The following is a 16,079-nucleotide window of genomic DNA, read 5'->3' on the forward strand; positions in this document are numbered from 1 at the left end:
TAGAGCTGGACAGGACCAAAAAAAGAGGACTCAATGAGCGGGAAAAACAGGAATAATTTGGGCCAAGACGCAAGTGGAATGACTTTGATTGAATTCATGATTGGGGTCGGTATTCTGTCGATCATTGCCTTTGCTGCCACACAGTTTTTCACAAGAATGAACCAGAGCGATGCCGAAATGAGCGCTAAGACCAAAGCCCAGGCCGAGCTTTCCATTCTGACGAGTCTTCTGGAAAAGGATTTGAAATTTCGCGAAGTGAATAGTCCCGCCGACCTTTGTCCCAACGCTCTCTGTACGCAACTGAGTATTGATCGACTGGCTCCCGGCGGCCATGGGACCTACCATGTGACTTACATCAGTTCCTGTCAACCGCTTCCATCGAACACGGTGTATGCGGGACTGAGCTTCAATCAGGTGACGAGCCAGTGTATCAAGGCGCTCAACTGCGCTCCTGGTACGTATCCCAGTCTTGCTATCAATGTTCCAGCACCGCCACCCGGTGTTCAGCTGCCAAACTATCCCAGTGCGACTCCACCCGCTATGCAGCGCCGCATGGCCTACAATCTGGTGGGTGCTGCCATCTGCGCCAGCAAAACAAAGACGCAGAATATAACCGCGCCCAAGCCCCATACCGTTTCCCAGGATCGAATCATTTTGGAAGGGGCATTTTTAGGTCCGAATAACATGATACGCGTGGAGCGCAAAGAAACCGTCATCTCCAGTAACAACATGGCCAAGATCCAAATGCTGCCGAACTAAGGTTGCAATTGAGCCGCGCTTTGCTAATCTCGGGGCTCGACTCATTCTTGGATAAAGAGCTTGCCATGACAGGTTTTCGTTCTTACCTGATGCCCCTGTTCTGGATTTTGACCGGCTGCCGTCCCGAAGGCTTTGACGCCAAAGCTTGGAATCCGCCACATAACCCTGGTCTGCTCACAACATTGCCACCCAATCAGGATCTCGTGAAAGCTGACGTCGTAGGGCGCGGCACTTGGGATGCCCCTGAAGACATCGCCCTTGATGGGTCCGGGCTTATCTATGCGGGGTCTGCGAGTGGCCGCATTCAACGCTTTCAGGAAGGCAATCCTGCAGAACTTTTTGTGACGCTGCCAGGACAGGTCCTGGGCCTTGATTTTGATGCCGTCGGAAATTTGTATGCCTGCGTGGATCGCAGCGGGCTCTGGCGGGTCAATCCTGAAGGTCGCGCCGAACTTGTGGTCGAATCGCATGCAGGACGCAAACTCGGACTTGTGGATGATGTGAAGGTCGGGGCGGATGGCCTTGTCTATTTCAGTGAGGCGACGTCGAAGTACTTTATGGACACGCACGTGCGTGATGTCCTGGAAGGATTTGAGAACGGAACACTCTTTCGTTTTGATCCGGCCCGCAAAAGTACCGAGGTCCTGGTCGATCAATTAGGTTTTGCCAATGGTGTGGCCGTTGCGCCTGATGCCAGCTATGTGCTGGTTTCGGAAACTTCGCGTTATCGCATTCGCAAGGTCTGGTTAACCGGACCTGAAGCCGGCAAAAATATTATTTTCATGGATAATCTGCCTGGCTTTCCTGATGGGCTCAGCCGTATGACGAATGGGAAATATTGGGTCGCGTTTATTTCGCCGCGCAATACCTTGCTCGATACTTTGCATTCCAGGCCGTTTTTTAAGAATTTTATTGCTGGTCTGCCCGACAGCCTCTTGCCGAAGGACAAACCGTATGGATTGATCGCCGCTTTCAATGACCAGGGACATTGGCTGCAAAGTTTGCACGATCCTAACGGGCAGGTCGTGCCCGGGATCACGTCGGTCGAAGAAAAGGACGGCAAGCTCTGGCTAGGGAGTTTATACGGCAAGGCGCTTTACAGCATCACGCCTCGGGCGGTTTTAAAGTAAGTTAATGCGCTGGCTCATGGGGAAGTGATAGCTGTCCAGACTGTGCTGGGTCATCGCTCGGACCTCGTCCAGTGATTTAGCTTTCATGCAGCGGGAATAGTAAGCGTGGCCGAAAAGCAGCCACTTGCAGGCATTCACGACATGAAAACGCAAACGTCTGAGTTTTTTCTCATCATCCGTAAAATATTGGTCCAGTAAATCACAGTATCGCAGCATGGCCCTCAGAAAAGCCTGACCTTCCTCTTCGGGGGTTTCCGGCGGTTTCTGCCCTGGAAACGCAGCTGGTGGCGTTTCGTATCCCAAGCGGAAAGCAATTTGCCAAATGAGCCATGGGCGCGCGGTTGCAGCGCGGCCGATCATAATGCCATCGACCTTGATGTCCTGCAGCAGGTGCAGAGCATCATCGGCGGTTTGAATGTCGCCGTTGACTACAATCGGAATCTTGCGCTTGGGGATCAGGTCTGTGACCAGCGTCCAATCCGCTTCGCCTTTATGCCTCTGTGATTGCGTCCGGGCGTGAATGGTTAACCAGTCAGCGCCGGCTTCTTCCAATCCCCCGGTAAAACGTTCCAGAAAATCGGGATCCGCCTTGTCCTGCCCACAGCGCATTTTTACGCTGACGGGCTTGGTGGAGCTGCGTTTGGTCATGGCCACGATTTTCGCCGCGTAGTCCGGATCGCCTAACAAGCGAACACCCCAATTGTGTTTCAAATGCTGACGCGCGGGGCAGCCCATATTGATATCAAAGCCCCATGGATTCAAAGGCATGAGTTTATCAATGGAACGGGCAATGTAGCTTTCCTCGTTGCCGAGGAGTTGCGGGACAAAATGGGTTTCCTGATCCATGACCCGCAGTTCATCGACTTGATCAATGCGCTCAAAGGGGAGGCGCCGGGTCGATAGCATCTCAGTAAAAAGGAGGGGCTGGAGTCCCTCTGGCGTGAAATGGCGGATCAAGTGGCGAAACGCCACATGACTGAGTCCGACCATAGGTGCCACAGTGACAGGAAAGGCCATGCCCAGGCCAGCCAGTCGTGATTTTTGCCAATGGGATTGGTAATGTTCGAACGTCATCAAAGCTCCGGATGGACAGACCATCGTGTTACGCGAAGCCTGATGGCACGTCAACCGGCGCTTTACTTGAGGGAGATTTATGCGGTTTTTTTACTCAGCTTTTGCCTGACCAGCTCTTCCAGGGATTTGCCTCGTATGGCATTGAATTTGTTGACAAATTCAACATTTTCGGGCAGATATGGCTTGATGTGGTTTTCGGGAAATGAAGAAACGACAATCACCGGAATCCCATGATTCACGCAGTAATGGGCCAGCGAAGCCCCGTCGCCGTCTTTCATATTGTAATCCGAGATGACGAGGTTGAATGTCTGGGTCTTCAAGATATTGATGGCTTCATAGCCGGCCGAAGCCGTCATGCTTTCACCCAGGTCTTTCAATTTGTCCTGAATGACAAGCGCCAATTCCTGGTCATCATCGACGATCAGCACTCTATACATGGGCACTTCCTATGCTCAATGGCTTAGTTACCTTTACTATAGCAGATCCCACTGACAGGGAAAAGACGCGGGGTAAACCTGCACTCGTAAGTTCCTGTATCGAATCCTTGAAATCTAACGCGAATTCAACATACTATGTCCCCTAAACCTCGGGGGCACATGCACAATCGCCTCGGGTAAACGGGGATGAATGCGTGGCAGATCGAGCCGGTTTGAGTTTTATTCAGTGGGCCGCCTGGCGTTATCTTGTAGCTCGCAAAGGGCGGCATGGCCTCTCGTTCATGACCACTTTCTCCATCATAGGCGTGATGATCGGCGTTGCCGCGTTGATTGTCGTCCTGTCCGTTATGGGTGGCTTTGAGCAGGATCTCAAAAACAAAATGCTGCGTGGTCAGCCTCATCTAGAAATTCTTGCCGAGAATGCCTTGGCTGGTTTCAGTTTGCAAAAATATCCCCTGAGCAATTTTGAAAAAATGTTTCCGGAAGCAACGGGGGTAGCGCCTTTCATTCAGGCCGATGTGGTCTTGAAACAAGGCAAGCACCTTTCTGCGGTTGAGCTGTTTGGGATTGACCCGAACATTGGTGGCGACCTTTGGTCGATCAGTTCGTCGATGACCGAGGGCAAGCTTACCGATATCGCAAGCCAACATGCTCCTTTGGTGACCACCGATGGGGATCGCAGCCGTTGGCCAGGCATTGTCCTCGGGGACAGTCTCGCCGGGCAACTCGGCGCCGACATCGGCGATGAGATCACCGTGCTCAGTCCGCAGGCAGCGTCTACATCCACCATCATGAGCGGTGGGACGGTGACTCGTTCTTATGTGCTGGTCGGCGTGTTCCACTCGGGACTCTTCAACTACGATTCGAAGCGAGCGGTGGTTTCACTGGATGAAGGCCGCAAATTCATGTCCGACTACGAACCGTCCCTGGATGATGAGAATTTTGTGATTGGGGTCGGCGTGAATACCAAAGATCCCATGCACATCGATCCGCTGGCCGATCGCTTGAAGGAAGTTAAAGGCTTGAGCGGAAAGACGTGGAAACACACGAACTCCGCTCTGATCTTCGCATTGCAGCTGGAAAAATATACGATGGGCGCGATCCTGATGCTGATCATTCTCGTGGCCGCGTTTTCCATTAGCGGAACCATGATGATGACCGTTTTCCATAAAAAACAGCAGATCAGCCTTCTGCGTTCGCTGGGCATGACGCAGCGCGATATCGGTCGACTCTATCTGGTGCAGGGCTTTACCATCGGTACCGTCGGCATCGTATTAGGGCTGGGTTTAGGTTTGGGACTCTGTTTTCTTCTGAAACAACTGCGATTTGCTGATTTGCCGGTCAACCTTCTATCTCTGCGCAGTCTGCCCGTTCGCTTTTTACCCTTCGATTATATGATTATCTGCGGTGCCGCTTGGATTCTGAGCCTTCTCGGCGCATTTTATCCAGCTGCCATCGCTGCCCGACAAAACCCTTCGCAGGGACTGAGGTATTCGTGACGGATTCGACCCCTATTATTGAGCTTCAAGGTGTCTTTAAGACCTATCAAGTTGTCGAGCAACACGTCCAGGCTTTAAGGGGTGTAAACCTCAAAATTCGCAAGGGCCAGATGGTAGGGGTAACGGGCCGTTCTGGTTCCGGGAAAAGTACGCTGTTGCATGTGATCGGCACTCTTGATACTCCAAGTGCTGGCACGGTGAGGCTGAACGGCAAGGATGTGTCGCACGTTAGCGATCAGACAGCGTCAGCCTTTCGCAATCGTACAGTGGGTTTTGTGTTTCAGATGAACAATCTGCTGCCGGAATTCTCGGCGATTGAAAACGTGATGATGCCGGGACTGATTGCCGGTGGCAATCGCAGCCTTCTGCGTGATCGAGCTATCAAGCTTTTGCAGTCGGTGGAACTCGGCCATCGACTGAATCATCGTCCGGCAGAACTGTCCGGCGGTGAACAGCAAAGAGTGGCCATTGCCCGCGCTTTGCTCATGGAGCCACCGATTCTTCTAGCCGATGAGCCCACTGGAAACCTCGATAAAAAAAGCGGGGAACTGGTGGAATCGCTCTTGGTGGAGTTGGGTAAACGGAATCAGGTGACCATGCTGCTCGTAACACACGACGGGGAGCTGGCCAAACGACTGCCTTACCAGGTGGTGATGGAAGACGGAAATATTGTGGATTTTGGGGGATCCTGGTGAGACGATTGTTAATCGCACTTCCACTGCTCGCGGCTTTACAGCCAAGCCTTTCGGCTGCGGAACGCATATCGGAACTGGTTGTTCGCGGCAATAAAAAGGTCGAGGCTGATGCCATCCTTACGAGCATTCGGTCGACCAAGGGCGAAAATCTTGATCCCAAGACCATTCGCGAAGACATTAAAAAGCTGCACGAACTCGGCTATTTTTCCGATATTAAAGTTTTCAGCGAAGCGATCTCGGGTGGCGTTCGCGTCATTATCGATGTCAAAGAAAAGCCAGCTATCGTCGCCATCAAATTCAATGGCATCGAGGAACTGAAAGAAGACGATTTCAAGGACAAGCTTGAAACCAAGGTCTATACGATCGTCAATGAAGCGGCGATCAACAATGACCTGCGGATGATCGAGAAGCAGTACCTTGAAAAAGGTTATTATCTCGCCAAAGCTTCTTATAAAATCGAAGTCAATCCCAACAACGAAAATGAAGTCACGCTTCTTTATAATATTGAAGAAGGCGGCAAAGTCCTGGTGGGCGACGTGCACATCATGGGCAATCACTTCTTTTCGGATGCGGAACTGATCGGCAATTTCTTCTCGCGGCCTTTCACGCGCATGTCGAATATTTCGGCTCCGGGTTCGGTTTATAATGATGAATTCATCAAACGCGATACGGAAGTCATCGGTTACCTTTACAAGGACCAGGGTTTTGCTGAAGTGAATGTCGGCGCGCCGGTGAAGGTGATCGAGGAAGATCGCCGTTTCGTGCGTCTGACGTTCGAGCTGGAAGAAGGCATCCAGTACAACGTGGGTGGCATCGAAGTCAGCGGGGACGTGCTTTATCCGGTCGAGGAAATCCGTGAATGGATGCAGCTGAAGCCGAATGAATTGTTCCGTTTCTCGAACTTCCGCAAGGACGTCGAGATGCTGATCGATAAGTACGGTGACAAAGGCTATGCCTTCGTTGACGTCAACCCCAAGCACCGCTACGACCGCGAGAAGAAGCTGGTCTACCTGAATTATGAAATCGCCAAGGGTGAGAAAGTCTATTTCGGGGACTTCACCTTCATCGGCAACACCAAGACACGCGACAACGTTCTGCGGCGTGAATTGGAAGTTGCGGACGGTGAACTCTATAGCGGCACACGTTTGGCGACATCGAAAGCCAACATGGAACGACTCGGCTTCTTTGAGGAAGTGCAGACCGTCCGTCAGCGTGATGAAAACCAACCGCAGATTCTGCACTATCGCTTCAAAGTTAAAGAAAAGCCAACCGGTCAGCTGCAGGCGGCCTTGGGTTTCAGCCCAGGGGCGGAAGCTGCTGAGAACAAATGGTTTGGTCAAGGCCGATATTCGGAAGAAAACCAAAGCGGTAAGGGTTGGCGCTCGAATGTCACCGGTCGTTGGAACGGTGGCAAGAACTACTCCCTTGAGTTGGGTTTGACCGATCCGCGCGTGAACGATTCGTACTGGTCGCTCGGCTTCTCAGCCTTTGTCCGTAACGAAGTGCGTTTGATCGCCGATGACGTGGATATCCAGGAAGGTCGCCGCGGCGGCAGTCTCACCGTCGGTCGACGGATTATCGAATTGGTCCGCGCTTCGATCACGTATCGAACGTCGATCATCGATATCGAGTCGAAGACCGCGCTGGTCGGCAGCTTTGTGGAAGCCGGCCGCGAAAACAGCATCATCCTGGGCGTGGCCCGTAACGCGACCAACAACTATATCGATCCGTCCGAGGGTTCGGATGTGCGCTTCGCTCAGGAATTCACCGGCGGCAGCCTCCTCGGCGGTTCCCGTCAGTTCCTGGAAACGACGGCATCGGCCGCCGTCTTCCTGCCCGTTGATTTTTCCGAGACCTATCGGACCTACTTCCGCTTCTTCGGTGATTTCGGTTTGCTATGGCCGAACGGAGATAAGCCTATTCCCATGCTGACCCGTTATCGTTTGGGTGGCGCTGAGAACATGCGCGGCTACGATAACCTGTCCTTGGGACCGAAATACGGTATTCTTCAGGCGCCCAATAGCGAGGCCAAGGTCATCAATAAGGGTGGTAACAGAAAACTTCTGTTCCAAGCCGAGTATTTCATGCCTATTATCAAGGAAGCCAATATCAAGGGTCTTTTGTTTTATGATATGGGCCGTGTCTATGATGAGACCGAGGAGATGGAACTCTCGGGCTTTAATCGGGACGTCGGCTTTGGTTTCCGCTGGATCACGCCTGTGGCGCCTTTCCGCTTCGAATGGGCTTATCCCATTGAAAATGGTCGACCCGGTGATCTAAAATTCATTTTCTATTTAGGTTATTGATACTTTTTTTCAACTTAGTCAAAAGGGATGTCGCCCATGCATGTTTCGGGACTTCTACGTCAAGTTCGTCAGTGGTTGCCACTGCTTGTTCTTTGTACTACCTATGCCAGAACAAGCGAGGCTCAGGCCGTGGCCACCCCAGGCGCTGGCGGCAAATATGCTGTTGTTGATATGCAAGCCGTCATCTTGAATGTTGATGAAGGCAAGGTTGCAAGGGCTGATCTGGAGAAACAGATCAAGGCCAAAGAAAAAGATTTGATGAAGAAAAAGGAAGAACTCGACAAGATGAATCAAGAGTGGGAAAAACAAGCTCCCCTTTTGAACGAACAAGCCCGTATGGGCAAACAAAAAGAATTTCAAGAGAAGTTCATGTCTCTTCGTAATGAAGAGATGACATTCCAGAACGAAATCAAGGGTAAAGAGCAGGCCGCCACGCAAAAGATCGCGATCGCCGTCAGCAAACTGGTCAATGATATGGCGAAGCAACGAGGCGTGGATATGGTTTTTGAAACCAATAGCGCGGGTCTGCTTTATCTCAAGGATCCTGTGGATATGACCAAGGATGTGATTGCCGCTTTCGAAGCACAAAGCAAGAAAGGCAATACGGCTAAGAAATAAGGAGCAGCAACCACTATGGTGAATTCAGATTCGGCAAACAGCAGTGCAAACAGTTCCACGCCCGCGGCCGGCCTGGGTTCCATTCAAGATTGGTTGCCCCATCGTTATCCTTTTCTGCTTGTGGATCGAGTTTTGGACTATCGCGCGGGTGAATTCATCCGTGCGCTTAAGATGGTTTCCAGCCTCGATCCCTATCTGCAAGGTCACTTCCCTGGTAATCCCGTGATGCCTGGTGTTTTGATCGTCGAAGCCATGGCCCAGGCTTCCGGAATATTGGGCCGTCTCACTTTCCCCGAACGAAAAAATACCTGCCTGCTCACCGAGATTGGTGAAACCCGTTTTCGCCGTCAGGTGGTTCCGGGTGATGCCCTGGAACTTCATATCCTTGTGGACAAGCAACGGAAGGATTTCTTCTGGTTTAACGGCACAGCCAAGGTTGCTGGTGAATTGGTTGCGTCCTGTGTATTTACTGCCAAGCTGAGCTAACGAGTAGAATCAATGTTGGACTACAGAGCGGAAGAGCAAAAAGAGGCGCCTCACGGAACTTACATTCATCCGACTGCCCTGGTTTATAAGGGTGCGGAGCTTGATGAGGGTGTGAGCATCGGTCCGAGGGCTGTGATCGGACCCAAGGTCAAGCTCGGCAAACACGTAAAGGTGGGTGCAGGCGCTGTGGTCGAAGGCAAGACCACGGTCGGGGAAGCCACGGAGATTTATCCGATGGCGAGTATTGGTTCGGACCCTCAGGATTTGAAATATCGTGGGGAAGACACCGAGCTGGTCATTGGCCGCAACAATCGCTTGCGCGAGTATGTGAACATCTCCACAGGAACTGTCAACGGCGGTGGTATGACCACGCTCGGTGATAACAACCTGATTATGGTCTACTCCCACATCGCTCACGACTGTCACATCGGAAGCAACTGTATTCTGGCCAACGGTGTGCACCTGGCTGGTCACGTGGAAGTGGCTGATTTCGTGGTGTTCGGTGGTATGTCCGGCGGGCATCAGTTCTGTCGCTTCGGCGAGAGAGCCATGGTCGCAGCGGGAGCCATCGTGGTGCAGGATGTGCCGCCCTATTGTATGGTCCAGGGTGATCGCGCCCGTATTTCTGGCCTCAACGTGGTCGGTTTGCGTCGTTCTGATTTACCTAAGACGCGCATCTCTGATATAAAGAATATGTTCAAAATCCTCTTTAATGAGAATCTTACGATCGAGGATGCCGTCAGCCGCATGGAATTGGAAATTCCGGATTCCGAGCAGCGACGGAAATTTATCGAGTTCCTCAAACGCAGTGAAAGGGGAGTCTGTCGTTGAAAAGGTCGAGCTATTTCATTTCCGCCCGTTCTGCGTCTGCCGATATTTTGGCTTCTGAACTGGTCCTGGCAATGAACGACCAATTCCCCAAGGTCGAGTGCCTGGGGATTTTCGGCGAATGGTCGGGTCGTACCCGATCCTCCAAACTTGGTGATCTCCAAAACTGCTTGCGCCTCGGCCTTCATGATAAAGCGCAAATGTCGGAAGAGGCTTTGGCCTTTTACACCCAGCTGACTCAGGACCTGGAAAAATCCACACCGCAGGTTGCCATCCTGGTGGGTTATTCTTTTTTGCATCATGAGCTGGCCGGTTTCTTTAAAGCGCAAAATATACCTGTTGTTCTGTATGAAATCACGCCGGTCGGCGCTATCAAAGGCATCGACTTCGCCACCGTGGGTCAGCGTTTGGAGATTGCCCTGGGTATCAGCCCACAGGGCAGCGAGCTGGTCCAGAAGTCGGGCGTTCCATACTATTATATCGGCAGTCCCCATAAGGATCGGGTCGATCGCGTGATCGTCGAAGCTCCTTCGCTGGGTCTAAAGCCCAAGGTGCCGGTGGTTTCCATTTTTCCAGGCGCTCGCGTGGAAGGCTTTCAGGCCACACTTCCGGTTTTTCAGCAGCTGGCTGAAACCTTATCTCGCGAAAAAGGGTTGCAGGTCGTTCTTTCGGTGGCTGATCAGTTGATCGAGGATCCCAGCGTTAAGATCGGTACTATGTCCCTTAAAGATCATATGGAGAAGGGCAAAAGCCAGGCGCAGGCGCTCCGCGTCATGCCCGGTATGCATCTGGAGCTGCTTTCCCTCTCAAGCCTGGCGATAACAGGCTGCGGTGCGATTACCATGGAATGCGGCTTGTTCCAGGTGCCCCTCATGCCTATTTATCCTAGCCATATTCCACAGACCGGACCGCGCAGTTTGCTGAACCAAACCGTGGGCAAGCCTGTGGTCGCCGAATATGGATCCGATATGCCCGCCGATCAGTTGCTGGCTGTCGCTAAAAAGCTGATCGCTGCTGGCTCTGAGCGCGATAAGATGGTAAAAGACCTGCTGGATGTGAAGCTTAGCCTGCAGGGTTTCGCTGCCGACAACGCTGCTGACTATATTGGCCGCGAAATCGGTCAATGGAAGCAGGGCAAACGCGCTGCCAAGAGCAATAAAACTGCATGAATCCCCGGATCAGCCTGCGAACCTGGTTCAAGCCTTTAGTGCTTGAACCGCTGAGCGAAATAAAATCCTGCCTCATTCAAATCGTGCTGTCTCTGGGCCTTCTTTCGGCTGCGCAGGGTCTTTTTCTTCTGCTCATTGGCCCACTCTTCAAAGCCATGTTCGACACCCCGGTCGATGGCAGCTTTGTCCTGAACTCCCTTTTGCCTTCCTCCATTGCTCGCTGGTTACCTGATTTTGCACAGCTGAGCGTGACCCGCCTGAAGTTGGCCCAATATCTGCCGTTCATGATTTTTTTCGCTGCTGTCGTGAATGGCTTTGCTGGTTTCGTGTACCAGCACCAGCAGCAGGTGATGGCCCTGCACCTGGGGCGCCGTTACCGGGAAAAATTATTTGCGGCCATCCTGCAGTTGCCCTTTCAAAAAGCGACGGCGAAGGCTCCCGGTGAGTGGATGTCGGTGGTGATGAACGACGTCGCGTTCCTGCAGATGCGTTTATCCGATTTGCTGACCGGACTTTTGCGCGACGGCGTCATGGTCGTGGCCTCGGTTCTGGCTTTATATTTTATTCACTGGCCTTCGGCTGTGATCCTGACCTTGCTGGCCATTCCACTTATGACTGGCACGGGCCGCACAGGCAAGCGCATCGCGGTCTTCGCTGAGCTCTGGCAGCGAGAATTGGGCCGCATGGTCAGCGCCGTTCTGGATCTTCGCAAACGTTTTGAGTTTATTCGAGCTCAACGCGGCGAATCGCTGGAGAAGGAACGCTTTCGGCACATGAATCATGGTTACTATCGCATGATTCGACGTTCCATTTTCATCCGTTCCGCCCTGGCACCTAGTATGGAGCTCATGGGCTTTTTGATGTTTGCGGTCATACTCTGGGCTGTCACCAATAGGGTTCAAGGGTTTCGACTTGAGGCAAGTCAGCTGCTGCAGTTCTTTGCGGCGCTCGGCATTGTGCTTCGACCTTTGAAAAGCGTCGGAGAGCAGTTGGCTCGTTATCATGAGACCAAAGGTATCTTGCAGCAAAGTCTGCAGACGTTCGCGACCGTAAAAGAACTGGCTGAGTCCCGGAAGGATAGGGATCCCCATGTTCAACCCTGGGAGGCCAGGCAGGGCCTTCGCATTAAAAGTATGTCGGTCGCCTACAAGGAAGGCTTTCGCTTGACTGCCGAAGACCTGGAGCTGGTGCCGGGCAAAACGGTGGCTCTGATTGGGCCGAGTGGGGCGGGTAAAAGCAGTCTCATCAAGGTTCTGTCGGGACTTTTGCATGCCGAGGCCTGGGATGCGGATTGCAGTCTTGAGTCGGTTGTGCGCGCGGCGACTCTTGTGAGCCAGAAACCGTTTCTCTTTTCGGCGAGCATACGCGAGAATCTGCTTTATGGTCATCCCACAGGATGTTCGGATGAGCTTTTGCTAAAAGAACTGGATTTCGTCGGACTTGGTGGTGAGTTAAGCGCGATGTCGCAGACCCTCGACAGTCCCATCGACTTTATTCAAACCCCACTGTCTGGTGGGCAAATGCAGCGTCTGACCATTGCGAGAGCCATGCTCCGGCCTCAGCCGCTGCTCCTGATGGATGAAGTCACGGCTGCGATCGATCCTTTGGCGGAAGAGGCCATCACGCGTCGCCTGATTGAACGCTGTCACCAAAATAATCTTTGTCTTTTATTCGTCACCCATCGACTCCAGCAGCTGCCATTTTTTGATGAGATCTGGTTTGTGGAAGCAGGAATCGTAAGGAAATTCGAATCCTACAACCATCTCTTCCAGGATTCGCGCATTCATCGTTTCATCGACGACCAGCATTCGCCTTGACTGCCAAAACATTGACAGCGTTGGCTGTCTTGCGTCCTGCCCTGAGAGGTTTTAGAATAATTCTAGGACTGCCACACGCATCATTCTATAGACTTATTATTCTGGGCGCCCGCCCTGCTGCTTCCAGGGAGACAAAGGATGAACGATACGAACCTCGATCCGAATTCGAATGCGGCCTTCAGTCAGAATACAGGCGCGCAATCCAATCCTTTTACGGGCGAATTGAAAGGCGAGTTCTCGAGCGACTTCGGCACCAATACCAACGCCGTTTCGCAGATTTTCAAGAGCGGTGGCTTCGCTTCGGAAAACAAAACCAAACTGATCCTGGGCGCCGTCGCCGCGATCGGTATCCTTGGTGCCGCTTACTTCTTCATGTCAGAACCTTCTGAAGACGAGGTCACGACCGCTGAGGAAGCGACCGACGAAGAAGGCATGGGCGAAGAAGGTATGGCTGAGATGGGCGATAAGCCCGAAGATGGAGCCAAGCCTGCAGAGCAGGCTGCCCCCATGGAAGCGGCCAAGCCTGTCGCTGACGCTGGCGCTGCAGCAACCAGCACGGGAGCCATTACGTTAACGTCGCCTCCGGATGGTGCCGCACAGTCCTATGACGAAACCCAGGGCACTGCTGACTTCCAGTGGGAAGGTCCGGCGGATCAAATCACCTTCTCGCGCAACCAGACCATGAATCCTGCCGTCAAGGTTGTAACTTTGAACGGCGCCAGCACTTATAGCTTTGAAAATCCTTATCCTGGCACATGGTACTGGCAGGTTAAGAACTCCAGTGGCGCCAGTGATGTTCGTAGCTTTAAAATCTCGGCCCCAGCTCGTCGCTCCTTTCCTGTGAGCCAGCCCACTTCCGGTGGCAGCATCTCGGGTAATGGTGGCGTCGTTTCCTGGCAGGCAGGCGAGAAGATTGCCCGCTATTCGGTGGAATTTACCCCAGCTGGGCAGTCCTTTGCCGCTCCCGCGCATCGCTTCGGCGCATCGGGAACGAGCGTAGCCATCCAAGGTGTGAGTCCCGGCAGCTATGATGTGCGGGTTGGTGCTTTCTCGGAAGTCGCAGGGCGCTGGGAATGGCAGGTCATCAAGAGCGTGACCGTCCAATAGTCTTGCAACTCCCTGAGAATTTCCGTAAACGCTTTCATTAGGAAAGCGTTTTTTTTATTTTTGGGGGAAGTCTTGCATAAAGCCACGCTCCGGAAGCAGCTCCTGCAGAAACGTTTGGCTATGCCCGAATCTGAGTGGTGCGATAAGAGCCAGAAGCTGGTGCAACAGCTCCTGACCTGGATGAAGGGTCAGACCTTTGATCACTATATTTTGTACCGGAGTTTTCGCCGTGAACCCTCACTCGAACAACTTGCGGCGCTGCTTCCTGTACAGGCCACCTATTACCCGCGAATCCAGGGCCAGAGCATGGATTTTTATTCCAGCTCCGGCGCTTTTGTAACCAATCGCTTTGGCCTTGAGGAACCTGAACCCCATCCCGCTCATCAGCTCCTGACCTTTTCCCCCAAGACCCTTTTGATCATTCCCGCACTAGCCTACGACCATCGCTGCTTTCGATTGGGCTATGGTGGGGGATTTTTTGATCGATTTTTAGCGCACCATAAGGTCACGACTCTGGGTGTTTGCTTCGAAGCCTTTCTGGTGAACGAACTCCCCACGGAACCTCACGATCATCCTGTGCAGTCTGTAAGCACGGACTCCAGGTTCCTGACGGCGCCCCCATAATTCTGTTACAATTGAAATCGTAATCAGAAAAGGGGGACATCGCGGGTGGCACGTATTGCAGCCATCGTTGGCTGGCTTTTTCTATTGTCCCTAGCTCCCCTCCATGCTCAGGTCACAACCTTGGTGCCCAAGGTGTGGAATGGGGAAGCCCTGCAAAAGGATGAAGGACTTTTCTATTTACAGGGTTCGATCATTGATTCCAACGCTCAGCACAAGGGCGGTTCGTTTTCTTTTGTCATTTTTGGGAAGAATCAGCAAAAATCTTATAGTGTGCAGTTTGATACTATCGCACTCGGTCAGCATCCAGACAAAGTCTGGAAGGTGAAAGAGGATGAATATCAAATCTCTCTCGTTCAGCACGTTGATACCCAGGGCAAACGTTGGATTTGGAAGGGGCCTTATCGGACGCCTCTGCTGGTCAAAAGCCGGAGTTTATCGAACTTTGGTATCTGGTACCTCGTCCAACTGAAGCAGGCGGGGCAGCTGAGTATTCTGCTGAAGGCCAGCAAGAATATTTTTACGGCCAATAAATCTCAAGGCAGCATCGCCCGTGTAATCGATGGCATGACGGGACGTGATCAGGCCACGTTCGAGCAGAAAGCTGCGGCACGCCAGGGCGAAATCCGAGCTGTGTTTCGATCCACACGAACGATTGGGATGTACTATAAACTCAATCTGTTTCGGCAAAATCAGTATGCGCCCAAGGTGATCGGCGTTATTCAAAGTAACGATCCCGATCTGCGCACCTGTTTCACCGATTTTCTGGACCGCGGGGCCACGGGGCAGGGGACTGTGACCTATACGATGCTGCTTTCCAATCAGACCCAAAGCATGAAGACGCTCAAGGTCAAGCAGGCTGAAATCAAGGATGAACGTTTTCTGGAGTGCCTTTATTATAAGCTCATGGCACTCAGCTTTCCCATTAAAGAAAGTATGATCGGTGAACTGTCGCTCATATTCCAAGTGGCTGGCAACTGAAGGAGATTGTGGATGAGTTTTTACAGCGAGAAACTACTGAAAAGGCGCCTCTCCAATTTCCTTTTGCAGCCGATCATACAGACCCGCATTGGCGCGTACTGCATTCTGCTTTCCTTTGTGTTCGCTGGTGTCATTGCTGCGATCGTGTATGTTCATTTGGGTAAACTCTTTGGGTTTATCATCGAGATGACCGAGGCTCCTGAGGAAGTGCAGACGATCATCATGAGCTATCTCTCGAGCATTCAAACAGCCGTTTATCTGACGCTGGGAGCTTACGTGCTCATCGTGCTAGCCATCTCCATCTGGTATACCCATCGACTGGTCGGCCCCATGGTGGCCTTCAAACGTCACTTTGAGGCTCTGCAGCAGGGTAATTTTACGCATCGCACCAACCTAAGAAAAAATGATGCGTTCCATGAAGCTGCGACTGAGTTGAACAAAGCCACGGAAATGCTCGGTGTTCGGTTCGGCGAAAAAGCAGCAAAATCAGTTAATTAAATGACATATTTCGAAACCTGAGCCAAAATTTTTTAAGTGAAATCCCTTGCATAC

At 52.2% G+C, this 16,079-nt stretch carries 16 protein-coding genes; 14 read left to right on the forward strand and 2 right to left on the reverse strand.

The genetic code is table 11. From position 1 onward, the window contains the following. Nucleotides 1-33: 33 nt before the first annotated feature. Nucleotides 34-759 (forward strand): PulJ/GspJ family protein, encoded by a 726-nt coding sequence (locus VE954_RS26530; protein WP_324958558.1) that lies wholly within the window; start codon nucleotides 34-36, stop codon nucleotides 757-759. Nucleotides 760-824: 65 nt separating this feature from the next. Beyond that, nucleotides 825-1,889 (forward strand): SMP-30/gluconolactonase/LRE family protein, encoded by a 1,065-nt coding sequence (locus VE954_RS26535; protein WP_324958560.1) that lies wholly within the window; start codon nucleotides 825-827, stop codon nucleotides 1,887-1,889. On the opposite strand, the gene VE954_RS26540 is transcribed toward VE954_RS26535, so the two are convergent. After that, entirely contained in the window at nucleotides 1,881-2,963 is a 1,083-nt protein-coding gene (locus tag VE954_RS26540) for a tRNA-dihydrouridine synthase family protein (RefSeq protein ID WP_324958562.1), read from the reverse strand. The two genes, VE954_RS26535 and VE954_RS26540, sit on opposite strands and share 9 nt — an antisense overlap. A gap of 77 nt (nucleotides 2,964-3,040) precedes the next feature. Beyond that, the gene (locus VE954_RS26545) at nucleotides 3,041-3,400 is read right to left on the reverse strand and encodes a response regulator (RefSeq protein WP_324958564.1); all 360 of its coding nucleotides are present in this window, start codon (nucleotides 3,398-3,400) and stop codon (nucleotides 3,041-3,043) included. 194 nt (nucleotides 3,401-3,594) lie between these two features. Between VE954_RS26545 and VE954_RS26550 the strand changes: the two genes are divergently transcribed. From VE954_RS26550 to VE954_RS26605, 12 genes are all read left to right on the forward strand, one after another. Beyond that, nucleotides 3,595-4,899 carry an ABC transporter permease gene (locus VE954_RS26550; protein ID WP_324958566.1) on the forward strand — a complete coding sequence of 435 codons (1,305 nt, stop codon included), beginning with the start codon at nucleotides 3,595-3,597 and terminating at the stop codon, nucleotides 4,897-4,899. Continuing rightward, nucleotides 4,896-5,594: an ABC transporter ATP-binding protein gene (locus VE954_RS26555; RefSeq protein WP_324958568.1), complete on the forward strand. Its 699-nt coding sequence runs from the start codon at nucleotides 4,896-4,898 to the stop codon at nucleotides 5,592-5,594. Before VE954_RS26550 ends, VE954_RS26555 begins: the two co-directional genes overlap by 4 nt. Next, nucleotides 5,591-7,900 (forward strand): outer membrane protein assembly factor BamA, encoded by a 2,310-nt coding sequence (bamA, locus tag VE954_RS26560; protein WP_324958570.1) that lies wholly within the window; start codon nucleotides 5,591-5,593, stop codon nucleotides 7,898-7,900. The genes VE954_RS26555 and bamA overlap by 4 nt, the downstream gene beginning before the upstream one ends. Before the next feature lie 36 nt (nucleotides 7,901-7,936). Beyond that, nucleotides 7,937-8,518: an OmpH family outer membrane protein gene (locus VE954_RS26565; protein ID WP_324958572.1), complete on the forward strand. Its 582-nt coding sequence runs from the start codon at nucleotides 7,937-7,939 to the stop codon at nucleotides 8,516-8,518. Between the two features lie 15 nt (nucleotides 8,519-8,533). Next, nucleotides 8,534-9,004 (forward strand): 3-hydroxyacyl-ACP dehydratase FabZ, encoded by a 471-nt coding sequence (fabZ, locus tag VE954_RS26570; RefSeq protein WP_324958574.1) that lies wholly within the window; start codon nucleotides 8,534-8,536, stop codon nucleotides 9,002-9,004. 12 nt (nucleotides 9,005-9,016) lie between these two features. Continuing rightward, nucleotides 9,017-9,835 (forward strand): acyl-ACP--UDP-N-acetylglucosamine O-acyltransferase, encoded by an 819-nt coding sequence (gene lpxA / locus VE954_RS26575; RefSeq protein WP_324958576.1) that lies wholly within the window; start codon nucleotides 9,017-9,019, stop codon nucleotides 9,833-9,835. Then, complete coding sequence (locus tag VE954_RS26580; RefSeq protein ID WP_324958578.1) at nucleotides 9,832-11,001, forward strand: hypothetical protein; 1,170 nt, start codon at nucleotides 9,832-9,834, stop codon at nucleotides 10,999-11,001. Before lpxA ends, VE954_RS26580 begins: the two co-directional genes overlap by 4 nt. Continuing rightward, nucleotides 10,998-12,818 (forward strand): ABC transporter ATP-binding protein, encoded by a 1,821-nt coding sequence (locus VE954_RS26585; RefSeq protein ID WP_324958580.1) that lies wholly within the window; start codon nucleotides 10,998-11,000, stop codon nucleotides 12,816-12,818. Before VE954_RS26580 ends, VE954_RS26585 begins: the two co-directional genes overlap by 4 nt. A gap of 138 nt (nucleotides 12,819-12,956) precedes the next feature. Continuing rightward, nucleotides 12,957-13,925, forward strand: coding sequence for a hypothetical protein (locus VE954_RS26590; RefSeq protein WP_324958582.1), 969 nt, complete (start codon nucleotides 12,957-12,959; stop codon nucleotides 13,923-13,925). Nucleotides 13,926-13,997: 72 nt separating this feature from the next. Continuing rightward, a complete protein-coding gene (locus tag VE954_RS26595; RefSeq protein ID WP_324958584.1) occupies nucleotides 13,998-14,549 on the forward strand; it encodes a 5-formyltetrahydrofolate cyclo-ligase in 552 nt (183 codons plus the stop codon). A 45-nt stretch (nucleotides 14,550-14,594) separates the two neighbouring features. Beyond that, complete coding sequence (locus VE954_RS26600; protein ID WP_324958586.1) at nucleotides 14,595-15,527, forward strand: hypothetical protein; 933 nt, start codon at nucleotides 14,595-14,597, stop codon at nucleotides 15,525-15,527. 12 nt (nucleotides 15,528-15,539) lie between these two features. Next, complete coding sequence (locus VE954_RS26605) at nucleotides 15,540-16,025, forward strand: hypothetical protein (protein WP_324958588.1); 486 nt, start codon at nucleotides 15,540-15,542, stop codon at nucleotides 16,023-16,025. Nucleotides 16,026-16,079: the final 54 nt, after the last annotated feature.

Origin of the sequence: Oligoflexus sp., assembly GCF_035638955.1 — a bacterium.
Lineage (GTDB): Bacteria > Bdellovibrionota_B > Oligoflexia > Oligoflexales > Oligoflexaceae > Oligoflexus.

What these genes read in the sequence shown, in the direction of transcription:
- VE954_RS26590 (WP_324958582.1), top strand. Translation starts at nt 12,957, where the DNA reads ATGAACGATACGAACCTCGATCCGAATTCGAATGCGGCCTTCAGTCAG.
- VE954_RS26605 (WP_324958588.1), top strand. Translation starts at nt 15,540, where the DNA reads ATGAGTTTTTACAGCGAGAAACTACTGAAAAGGCGCCTCTCCAATTTC.
- VE954_RS26565 (WP_324958572.1), top strand. Translation starts at nt 7,937, where the DNA reads ATGCATGTTTCGGGACTTCTACGTCAAGTTCGTCAGTGGTTGCCACTG.
- VE954_RS26535 (WP_324958560.1), top strand. Translation starts at nt 825, where the DNA reads ATGACAGGTTTTCGTTCTTACCTGATGCCCCTGTTCTGGATTTTGACC.
- lpxA (WP_324958576.1), top strand. Translation starts at nt 9,017, where the DNA reads ATGTTGGACTACAGAGCGGAAGAGCAAAAAGAGGCGCCTCACGGAACT.
- VE954_RS26585 (WP_324958580.1), top strand. Translation starts at nt 10,998, where the DNA reads ATGAATCCCCGGATCAGCCTGCGAACCTGGTTCAAGCCTTTAGTGCTT.
- VE954_RS26545 (WP_324958564.1), bottom strand. Translation starts at nt 3,400, where the DNA reads ATGTATAGAGTGCTGATCGTCGATGATGACCAGGAATTGGCGCTTGTC.
- fabZ (WP_324958574.1), top strand. Translation starts at nt 8,534, where the DNA reads ATGGTGAATTCAGATTCGGCAAACAGCAGTGCAAACAGTTCCACGCCC.
- VE954_RS26530 (WP_324958558.1), top strand. Translation starts at nt 34, where the DNA reads ATGAGCGGGAAAAACAGGAATAATTTGGGCCAAGACGCAAGTGGAATG.
- VE954_RS26540 (WP_324958562.1), bottom strand. Translation starts at nt 2,963, where the DNA reads ATGACGTTCGAACATTACCAATCCCATTGGCAAAAATCACGACTGGCT.